The 9,539-nt window shown below is 51.7% G+C and carries 11 protein-coding genes and 1 tRNA gene; 2 read left to right on the forward strand and 10 right to left on the reverse strand.

Annotated elements, in window-relative coordinates:
* Positions 1 to 694: FAD-binding oxidoreductase (locus V7028_RS14965; protein WP_334120884.1), on the forward strand; the 694-nt coding region annotated here is incomplete at its 5' end.
* On the opposite strand, the gene V7028_RS14970 is transcribed toward V7028_RS14965, so the two are convergent.
* Together V7028_RS14970 and V7028_RS14975 are read right to left on the reverse strand one after the other, a co-directional pair.
* Positions 695 to 1,117: a response regulator gene (locus V7028_RS14970; RefSeq protein ID WP_334120885.1), complete on the reverse strand. Its 423-nt coding sequence runs from the start codon at positions 1,115 to 1,117 to the stop codon at positions 695 to 697.
* 69 nt (positions 1,118 to 1,186) lie between these two features.
* The gene (locus V7028_RS14975) at positions 1,187 to 1,600 is read right to left on the reverse strand and encodes a BON domain-containing protein (RefSeq protein ID WP_334120886.1); all 414 of its coding nucleotides are present in this window, start codon (positions 1,598 to 1,600) and stop codon (positions 1,187 to 1,189) included.
* A 189-nt stretch (positions 1,601 to 1,789) separates the two neighbouring features.
* Here V7028_RS14975 and V7028_RS14980 point away from each other — a divergent pair, with 189 nt between their 5' ends.
* Positions 1,790 to 2,422 (forward strand): response regulator transcription factor, encoded by a 633-nt coding sequence (locus V7028_RS14980; protein ID WP_334120887.1) that lies wholly within the window; start codon positions 1,790 to 1,792, stop codon positions 2,420 to 2,422.
* 6 nt (positions 2,423 to 2,428) lie between these two features.
* On the opposite strand, the gene V7028_RS14985 is transcribed toward V7028_RS14980, so the two are convergent.
* The 8 genes from V7028_RS14985 to V7028_RS15020 form a co-directional block, all read right to left on the reverse strand.
* On the reverse strand, positions 2,429 to 3,712 hold the full coding sequence (locus V7028_RS14985; protein WP_334120888.1) for a sensor histidine kinase: 1,284 nt from the start codon (positions 3,710 to 3,712) through the stop codon (positions 2,429 to 2,431).
* Between the two features lie 123 nt (positions 3,713 to 3,835).
* A complete protein-coding gene (locus V7028_RS14990; protein ID WP_334120889.1) occupies positions 3,836 to 4,003 on the reverse strand; it encodes a DUF1328 domain-containing protein in 168 nt (55 codons plus the stop codon).
* A 235-nt stretch (positions 4,004 to 4,238) separates the two neighbouring features.
* On the reverse strand, positions 4,239 to 4,715 hold the full coding sequence (locus V7028_RS14995) for an FCD domain-containing protein (protein ID WP_334120890.1): 477 nt from the start codon (positions 4,713 to 4,715) through the stop codon (positions 4,239 to 4,241).
* Positions 4,712 to 5,893, reverse strand: coding sequence for an NAD(P)/FAD-dependent oxidoreductase (locus tag V7028_RS15000; protein WP_334120891.1), 1,182 nt, complete (start codon positions 5,891 to 5,893; stop codon positions 4,712 to 4,714). The genes V7028_RS14995 and V7028_RS15000 overlap by 4 nt, the downstream gene beginning before the upstream one ends.
* A 129-nt stretch (positions 5,894 to 6,022) precedes the next feature.
* Positions 6,023 to 6,113 (reverse strand) — tRNA-Ser (locus V7028_RS15005).
* Positions 6,114 to 6,213: 100 nt separating this feature from the next.
* Positions 6,214 to 7,470: an aspartate kinase gene (locus V7028_RS15010; protein ID WP_334120892.1), complete on the reverse strand. Its 1,257-nt coding sequence runs from the start codon at positions 7,468 to 7,470 to the stop codon at positions 6,214 to 6,216.
* A 91-nt stretch (positions 7,471 to 7,561) separates the two neighbouring features.
* Positions 7,562 to 9,076 (reverse strand): amidophosphoribosyltransferase, encoded by a 1,515-nt coding sequence (gene purF, locus V7028_RS15015; protein WP_334120893.1) that lies wholly within the window; start codon positions 9,074 to 9,076, stop codon positions 7,562 to 7,564.
* A gap of 9 nt (positions 9,077 to 9,085) precedes the next feature.
* The coding region (locus V7028_RS15020; RefSeq protein WP_334120894.1) for a CvpA family protein at positions 9,086 to 9,539 on the reverse strand (454 nt) is incomplete at its 5' end.

A 9,539-nucleotide genomic window follows, 5' to 3' on the forward strand; every position in this document is an offset into this window, starting at 1 on the left:
GGGGTGGGAGGGGCAACGTGCCTTCACAATTGCCGCCAAAGAGCAAGAAAGTGAACTGGTCACGTCTTTCTACCTGCAACCCGCAGATGGACGGGCCATCATGGCGTTCAAACCCGGGCAATACATCACACTGCACCTGAACATCAACGGTGCCAAAGTGATGCGCAACTATTCCCTGTCCGACTTATTCAATGGAAAGCACTACCGTATCTCGGTAAAGCGCGAAAAAGGTGGCGTGGCCTCGAACCACCTGCACCAACACCTTCACGTGGGCGACACAGTTCAGCTAAGCCCACCCTGCGGTGAGTTTGTGTTGAACGAAGGTACAGAACCTGTGGTTTTGATCACGGCCGGCGTGGGCCTGACCCCGGCAATCGCCATGCTGAAAGCAGCGGCTGGAAAACGCGATGTGCACTTCATTCACGCCTGCAAAAACATGGCTCAACATTCATTCAAGGCATTAAGCGATCAACTCAGTGAGCAGCATCACAACGTTTACACACGCTACATTTATGAAAATGTGGATGGTTTGATTAAACAGCACACCCTTGCAGAACATCTGCCGGGCAATGCACAAGTTTATTTTCTGGGGCCAGTGCCGTTCATGAGCACTGTGAAAACATTGCTGGGAAAAATGGGGGTGCCAGCAGAGCGGCAACATTTTGAATTTTTCGGACCAGCACAGGCCATTTGATCAAGGCCCAAGGCCTTGGGCTTTGCCTGAGGCCTCTGCCTGCACATATTCAAGCAGCTCGTCAATTTGAAAGGATTTGTCAAAGAATGCCTTGGCACCCAGATTCAGGCATCGATGTCGAATGACCAAATTGGAATAATTTGAAAAAATGACCACCTTGACTTGATCATGCAAATCAAGGCTTTCGGAGAGCGACTTCAAAAAACCAAGTCCTGAACCTGATTCAAGTTCAAGATCTACAATCGCCAAGTCGGCGCTGTCGGCTTTCAGGGCCTGCACCGCGGCAGCTTCAGTGCCCACACTGGCCACAACTTTCACTGTGGGAATTTCATCCAGCATGGCTTGCAGCAACACCTGCAAGTCGACAGAGTCTTCCACCACAAGAACTTTCAACTCGGAATTGAAGGGCTTTTTTTTGCTCACAGCACTCACCTGCAATCAACCTCCCCGCCCGTTGCCGACCCAAGCGGGGGGATTTTAACAATCAGCGAATCAAGATTTTGGCTTTACATCAATCTTGTTGCTGACACTTTTAACGCCTTCAACCTGCTTGGCAAGCATTTCCGCGCGTTGCTTTTCACCATCTGTTTTTGCTTCACCAGACAGAACTACAACGCCTTGCTTGGTCTCCACGCTTACACGCAATGCGCTGACCACTTTATCTTCCGCGTGCTTGGCCTTCACTTTCGCGGTAATAGTGCTGTCATCGACATACTGACCCACCGAAGACTTGGGTTGATCTGGCTGTTGGCCGGGCTGCTGACCTGGTTGCTGAGCAGAAGGCTGATCTGGCTGCGGCTGTTGACCTGGTTGTTGTTGAGCAATTTGCTCTGCCGCATACGCAGGGGCCAAAGCCGAAAATACCACACCTGTGGCAATCAAGGTTTGTGCAATCAATTTACTCATGGTCGAACTCCTGAAAAGTTAGTGAACTGAACTACTCTGAAAAAAATCAAGATCAAGGTATGTATTGATCAAACTTCACACGTTCAATACTACGGAGAGGCGATTTAACAATCTGTCCGACAAAGACGATTCATCTGTAGGAATTGTCTGGCCTTGCGAGAGCAAATTACATCGAAGGGAATAACACTTATGATCCGATTGGCAATCATTGACGACCATGCCATCGTTCGCGCTGGCTTTCGGGAAATGCTGTCTGACGAACTGGGCCTGCACATCGCGTTTGAAGCGGGCAACGCTGAAGAAGCCCAAACCATGCTGCGCGAGCATTCATGCGATGTCTTGTTGCTTGATATTTCCCTGCCAGACCTCAGCGGGATTGATTTGTTGCGCTCCATCAAGCAACGCAACAACACACAGGTTTTGATCATCAGCAGCTTTTCCGAGGAACGTTACGCCCTGCCCATGATACGAAATGGTGCCAGTGGTTACCTGTGTAAAGACTGCAATCGCGACGACCTGATCAACGCAATACATACTGTTGCGAAAGGCCACCGATATATTTCCCCAAAAACGGCTGAACTGCTCGCCAATGAAATGACGGGAAACATCGACAAACCCGCCCACGAACTATTGTCTGAACGCGAACTTCAGGTTTTCCTGCGTCTGGCCAAAGGGGAGTCTGTTTCAGTGATTGCAGAAACACTTCACCTGAGCGTGAAAACCGTAAGCACCTACAGAACACGCGTACTTGAAAAGCTGACCGTTTCAAGCAATGCTGAACTGGCCACTTATGCACACCAACACGGACTGCTGGGAAATTGAAGTGATTCAGGCAGAACCAATCGGCATTCGAACTTCAATGCAAGTGCCCTTGCCCGGAGCCGAACGCAAGACCAGCCTGCCATTGAACATTTGGGTTCGGTGTTTCATACCTGCAATTCCATGGCCATGCACCTGCGGGTTACCAGTGTCAAAACCCATACCATTGTCCTGAATATTCAACACCACATCGCTTGCCTCGACACACAGCTGCAGTGTGACCAATGTCGCGTTTGAATACTTGCGCACATTGTTCAGCGACTCCTGGGCAATTCGATACAAAGCCAGTGATTGCGCTTGCGGCAAGTCCAGATTATTGTCGCTGAAGTTCATTTTGACCGGCATGTCGATCCGGAACTGCTCACCCAGCGCCCGTAACGCCTCCACCAACCCCAGACCTTCCAGCAAAGGGGGCTGCAAGTCATCCACCAAACGGCGGGTTAAGGTAATCGTGCTGCCAATGCTTTCAATCAAACGCAGCATGCGCTCCTGAATGTCGTCCCCGACCTGAGTCCCCAAGGAACGTCGCAGCCAACTGGCATCCATTTTTGCCGCCGTTAACCAGGAACCCATCTGGTCATGCAGTTCACGCGCAATGTGCTGGCGTTCGGTTTCGCGTGCAGTGGTCAAATGGCTGGCCAAATTGCTCAGTTCACGCGTTCGGCTCAACACCATCGCTTCCAAGCGGCTGTTTTCGGTTTTCAGCAAATCATGAACCCGTGCACGCAGCGCCACCTGGCGCTGCTGCACCAGAAACAGACTGACAATCAACAGCAGCGAGGCCATGCCCAGCGCATAACCCACATACTGAATGTTGTCGGCACGTGTCAGAAAACTGGTCTCAAGTGTTTTGTGGGCTTTTTCACGTCGCTCCCTAAGCACCGCAAGACGGACCCGAATTTCGTCCATCAACTGCTTGCCCATCTCGCCGTAACCACCTGAAATAACCACGGGCGGCCTGCCCTTGCTCAACATTTCGCCCAGATGTTGAAACTTCGCATCCACCAAGCGATTGAGGATCAGCAGATCCTCGTGGTCTTCAGAGCCAGCAGGAATATCAAAATGCATGACGGCCATCAAAGGCTCGAGCCTGGACACACTGCTTCGGTAAGGTTCCAGGTACACATCGTTGCGCATCAACAGAAACGACAGCGCACTGGCCTCGGCATCCACCACAAGCACCCAAAGCTGATCCAGACGATCAATCCGCTTTTTGTTGATTTCCGTGAGGGCAAGCACCTGCGCATTCATGCGGGAATGGGTGTAGGTGATACCCAGCAAAGCTACAACCATCAAGCACCCAAAAGCCAACAGCCAGTAGGGCCTTGTTTGCCTAAGCCTGACACGTTTGGATTTTGGCAAAAAACGGATTGGATTTTTCAAATTGTGTGTGCAAGAAAACGCAGTACCGATGCGCTACGGCCTGGATCTGAGCAAGTTAACTACAAACGTAATTGCGGCAAGCACGATGAAAATGAAAAACAATACTTTCGCAATTTCCACTGCACCCGCTGCAATGCCGCCAAAACCAAACAACGCAGCAATCAGTGCAATCACAAAAAACACAACGGCGTAGTGCAACATAATCAACTCCTTAAGTGATTAATCGGTTGACGCGATCAGTGATTCCGCTTTTCCCACTCCCTCAAGTACTGCTCCACTTCATCTTTTTCGAAGCCATAGCGTTCTTGAAGTTTGCCAGCCAGTTCGATGCGCTTGCCATCGATCACGTCAAGATCACATCTTCACTTTACGTTGTCAGGAAAGGAAAGTTGGTCGGCATTCGCCGAATGCGGTGTGAGCAATGTCCTACAAATGGCTAATTACAAGATTGGCGCTTGCCCAATTCGGTCAGCACATGCTGTGTGTGCTCAATGTGCCGTTCGAGAAGAGACACTGCGAAATTAACGTTTCTCGCCATGCAGGCCTTTAACATCGCAACATGTTCGGCATGGGGAACTTCACGCCCGGTGACAAACGACACACGGGCTCTTGAAAGCTGACTGAAACTTGTGGCTGTTTCTTCGATTAACTTGAGCAACTTCGGGCGCCCACAAGGTTCGTACAGGCACAAGTGAAACTGGAGATTCAAAAATGACCAGCCATGTGGCAATTCATTGGCATCGTACAACACAAGAATATTGCGTGCTTTTTCGAAATCGGATTCCGTCATATTCGGAATCGACAATCTCAAAGCCCTTGTTTCCAGACCAATGCGAATGTCCAGCATTTCTATCAGCAAGGGAATTGACTTCTCAATATCCTCACCATCTGGAATTTCAATTTTCTGGATCATACAATTCCCAATTCCGAGTAAGGTAAAGACGCCGTAATTCGCTGATAGCCAAACTTGCGCAAATCAATCGATTGATATGCCCCTTGAAGGATCAGCTCTGCAATTGCACGGCCCGCTGCCGGTGCATGCATCATGCCGTGACCAGAGAACCCGGCCACTGTGTACAAATTTGGCAATCGATCCGTCCACGGACCAATCACAGGGTTGCCGTCCAGTTCATTTTGTTCATACAAACCTGACCAAGTCCTGTGGCATTTCGCAGCCTCAAGCGGAGGGAAACGGTGGGCCACGGCAGGCCACACCACCCGCTCGAAATAATCATGATCAATTTCAAAATTAAACCCGCGCGGTACATGGTCGCTCACCACGCCACCTGAAAACCCCTGCCCTTCAGACCTGAAGGCAAGCCTGGACAATTCTTTGATGTAAGGGATTTTTTCCATCGGGGAATCCACCATGAAATAGTGCTCCAGCCGCGACAAGGGCTTGATGGGCAAAGGCATGTCAAAATGCGCGGCCACCTCACCCGCCCAGGCACCAGCAGCATTCACAAAACCATCGGCACGAAGCACGCGCCCATCATCCAATACAAGCGATTTCACCTTGGTCCGTTCCAGATTCGCCGCCACAACCCGCGCCTGAATGTACTGCGCACCCAATTCCACCGCCTTTCGTCGAAACCCCCACAACAAGCCTTTGGGGTTGCACCAGCCGTCTTGCGGCGTCAGCGCACCCAGACCCAAATCTGAAACATTCATGGAGGGGAATCGACTTTTCAGTTCATCAGGGCTCAACAGATCAACCACGCAACCATGTTCCAGCTGAAGGCGTGCATTTTTTTCCAGTGCAGTGATGTGTTCGGGAGAAACCAGAAAAAGATAACCACCCTCAACCCAATCCGCATGAGCCGGGTGGTCTTCGGTGCCCATAATGGCATCGAATTTCTTGATGAATTCAATGCTGTCAAGCGACATGGCAATGTTCTCGGGGCAGGTAAACTGCACCCGGCAACCGCCAGACGCACGTGGGGTAGATGCGAACTCATAGCCAGGATCGGGTTCGATCACGGCGACCAACAATTGTGGATCACCTTGCAACAGGTGATAAGCGACACTGGAACCCACAATGCCCCCGCCAATAACAGCGACATCAAACCGGGACAATTCAGGTGTATTCATTGGGATTTACATTCAGAAGCTGCAAAGAAAAAACCGCTTGCTTCATATTGAATGTAAAAGAATGCAAATTCAAGAAATCCAAACACAAACCCCCCGAATGCGTGACCGCAAATCAGGGGGCTTTACATCTGGCGGAGACGAGAGGATTTGAACCTCCGATACCCTTTTGGGGTATGCTCCCTTAGCAGGGGAGTGCCTTCGACCACTCGGCCACGTCTCCAGAAGGCCGAATTATACACGGTTTCGGCCAAAATGTTGAATGCAGGCGCAAATCACTTTGTTACGAAACACGCCACATTCTTGCTACATCAACAGCCTCTTCAGGCCGCGTCTTTTTCCAGGTCAAAAGCCTTGTGCAGTGCACGCACAGCCAGCTCCATGTACTTGTCATCGATCAGCACAGACACTTTGATTTCAGACGTTGAAATCATCTGGATGTTGATGCCCTCTTCCGACAGGGTTTTGAACATCAAGCTGGCCACGCCAACATGCGAACGCATGCCAATGCCCACGATCGACACCTTGCACACATTCGTGTCGCCTGCCACCTCACGTGCACCCACACTACCCTGAATTTTATTTTTCAATAAATCCATGGTTTTGTTGAATTCATTGCGGTGCACGGTGAATGTAAAGTCGGTGGTGCCATCAGAACCCTGGTTCTGAATGATCATATCCACGTCAATATTTGCTTCGGCAACCTGACCCAGAATCTGGTAGGCCACGCCAGGCTTGTCGGGCACGCCACGAATGGTCACTTTTGCTTCATCACGGTTGAAAGCGATACCGGAAACAACAGCTTGTTCCATATGTTCATCTTCCTCAAAAGTAATCAGCGTGCCAGACACTTTTTCTTCGTCCAGCGACATCATTGGGTCGGTCAAGCTTGAGAGCACTCGGGTGGGCACGCGGTACTTGCCCGCAAACTCGACAGATCGAATTTGCAGCACTTTCGAGCCCAGCGAAGCCATTTCCAGCATTTCTTCAAACGACACCACCCGCATGCGGCGCGCTTCGGGCACCACGCGGGGGTCAGTGGTGTAAACACCGTCCACATCAGTGTAGATAAGGCACTCTGCAGCACCCATGGCTGCAGCAATGGCCACAGCCGATGTATCAGAACCACCACGGCCCAGTGTTGTTTGATTGCCCGCTTCATCAATACCCTGAAATCCGGTAATGATCACCACTTTGCCGGCGTTCAGCTCGGCCTTCACACGAGTGTCGTCAATCGACTCAATGCGGGCCTTGGTGTGGCTGTTGTCGGTTTTAATGGGCACTTGCCAGCCAGAAAAACTGATGGCATCCAACCCCTCAGCCTTCAACGCCATGGCCAGCAAGGCCACGGAAGCCTGTTCGCCAGTACAACACAGCATGTCCAGCTCACGGGGATCGGGTTCGGCCTGAATTTCCCTGGCCAGGCCGATCAGGCGATTGGTTTCGCCTGACATGGCAGACGGCACCACCACCATTTGAAAGCCCGCGCGATGCCATTTGGCGACACGCTTGGCTACATTCTTGATACGTTCTGTGGACCCCATGGAGGTGCCACCGTATTTATGTACTATCAGTGACATAGTCAGATCGCCCTGCACAAATAAAAAGCGCGAACCATTTCGCGCTTTCTTATCAATAAGTTGAGCATTTTACCCCAAATTTCCGCTGCACTTATTGATTGGCTGAATAACCCAGATTCATTTGCAGACCACCCGATTCCAAAACCTCGGGGTGCTTGCGCATGTACTCCAAGCGGTCCAGGTATTCGGTGGTCACATCGCCGGTGATGTAATGCCCGTCGAAACAGCTTGCATCAAAAGCCTTGATTGCAGGATTCATGTCGCGCACGGCACGCTTCATGTCTTCAATGTCTTGGTAAAACAAGGCATCCGCACCAATTTCCGCACAAATTTCATCGTCTGTGCGGCCAGATGCGATCAACTCGTCGCGCGTGGGCATGTCGATGCCGTACACGTTTGGAAAACGCACAGGGGGCGCAGCAGATGCGAAAATTACTTTCTTGGCACCTGCTTCCCGGGCCATTTGCACAATTTCACGGCTTGTGGTGCCGCGAACAATTGAATCGTCCACCAGCAACACGGTTTTGCCCTTGAATTCCACAGAAATAGCATTGAGCTTCTGGCGCACGCTTTTCTTGCGCACGGCCTGGCCTGGCATGATGAAAGTGCGGCCAATGTAACGGTTCTTGATAAAACCTTCGCGGTACGGCACGCCCAACTGGTTCGCCAATTCCAAGGCCGCAGGGCGGCTTGAATCGGGAATGGGCATGACCACATCAATTTCACTGGCAGGCATGCTCTTTCGAATATTGTCCGCAAGGTATTCGCCCATTTTCACGCGGGCCTCGTATACGCTGATTCCGTCCATGACGGAATCCGGACGTGCCAGGTACACGTATTCGAAAATGCAGGGATTCAGCGATGTTTTTTCGGCGCATTGCTGCGCGTACATTTTCCCATCCAGGTCCACAAACACGGCTTCACCGGGCTCGATGTCCCGCACAAACTCAAACCCCATGCCCACCAGGGCAACAGATTCCGATGCAAACATGTATTCCGTGCCCTGCTCGGTTTCAGCCTTGCCCAAAGCCAGGGGGCGAATACCAAACGGGTCGCGGAAAGCCAGCAAGCCGTAACCAGCAATTTGTGCCACGCAGGCATAGGCACCACGCGCACGGGCATGAACACCAGCAATCGCGCGGAAAATGGTGGCGGGGTCGAGTGAGTAACCCGACGCATTGGACTGCAATTCATGCGCCAACACGTTGAGCAACACCTCTGAATCGGAATTGGTATTGATGTGACGACGGTCGTTCTTGAACAGCTCAGCCTTCAGGCGCTCGCTGTTGGTCAGGTTACCGTTGTGGGCCAACACCAGACCGTAAGGCGCGTTCACATAGAAAGGCTGCGCTTCATCGGAACTGGCCGCAGAGCCCGCTGTGGGGTAGCGCACATGGCCAATGCCCATATTCCCGGGCAAAGAACGCATGTTGCGCGTGCGAAACACGTCGCGCACCAGGCCATTGCCCTTGGACATGGAAAACGAATTGCTGTGCGATGTGGCAATGCCCGCAGCATCCTGGCCGCGGTGTTGCAACAACAGCAAGCTGTCGTAAAGAATTTGATTAACAGGAGAAAAACCGGCGATACCGACAATCCCGCACATTGAAAGCTCCTAGTAGCGCACCCATTTGGCCACACTTTCGGGCAAATGCGGTTTGATTTCTCGCATCGCATCCACAGCCAAAGGGGACAACATGGCATCTCGCCAAAATGGCTGTTCCGGAAGCGAGGTAAAACCTGCCCCGGTGACCAGCACCAACACAATAAATAAACCGCGGGCAAAACCGAAGGTTCCACCCAAGCCACGATCGGCAAAACCCAAGCCCGCTGCAGCAACAATTTTGCCAAGCAGGGAAATAAGGATGGCACCCACAATCATGGATGCGAAAAATGCGGCGGCACAACCAATCAAGGCCTTCATGGGCGGGCTAAGCGATTCAGCCCAATCCATGTACACGGCCAGGTCGGCGCCATAACGGTTTGCGATCCAGAAAGCCAATACCCAATTGGCCAGCGACAGCACTTCCCTGACCATGCCACGGAACATGCCCAGCACGACCGACAGC

The sequence above is a fragment of the Limnobacter sp. genome, from assembly GCF_036846585.1.
Classification (GTDB): Bacteria; Pseudomonadota; Gammaproteobacteria; order Burkholderiales; family Burkholderiaceae_B; genus Limnobacter.

Bases quoted from the DNA above. Each gene is read 5' to 3' on its own strand.
- V7028_RS14975 (WP_334120886.1), bottom strand. From the start codon at position 1,600: ATGAGTAAATTGATTGCACAAACCTTGATTGCCACAGGTGTGGTATTT.
- V7028_RS14980 (WP_334120887.1), top strand. From the start codon at position 1,790: ATGATCCGATTGGCAATCATTGACGACCATGCCATCGTTCGCGCTGGC.
- V7028_RS14985 (WP_334120888.1), bottom strand. From the start codon at position 3,712: ATGGTTGTAGCTTTGCTGGGTATCACCTACACCCATTCCCGCATGAAT.
- V7028_RS14990 (WP_334120889.1), bottom strand. From the start codon at position 4,003: ATGTTGCACTACGCCGTTGTGTTTTTTGTGATTGCACTGATTGCTGCG.
- V7028_RS14995 (WP_334120890.1), bottom strand. From the start codon at position 4,715: ATGATCCAGAAAATTGAAATTCCAGATGGTGAGGATATTGAGAAGTCA.
- V7028_RS15000 (WP_334120891.1), bottom strand. From the start codon at position 5,893: ATGAATACACCTGAATTGTCCCGGTTTGATGTCGCTGTTATTGGCGGG.
- V7028_RS15010 (WP_334120892.1), bottom strand. From the start codon at position 7,470: ATGTCACTGATAGTACATAAATACGGTGGCACCTCCATGGGGTCCACA.
- purF (WP_334120893.1), bottom strand. From the start codon at position 9,076: ATGTGCGGGATTGTCGGTATCGCCGGTTTTTCTCCTGTTAATCAAATT.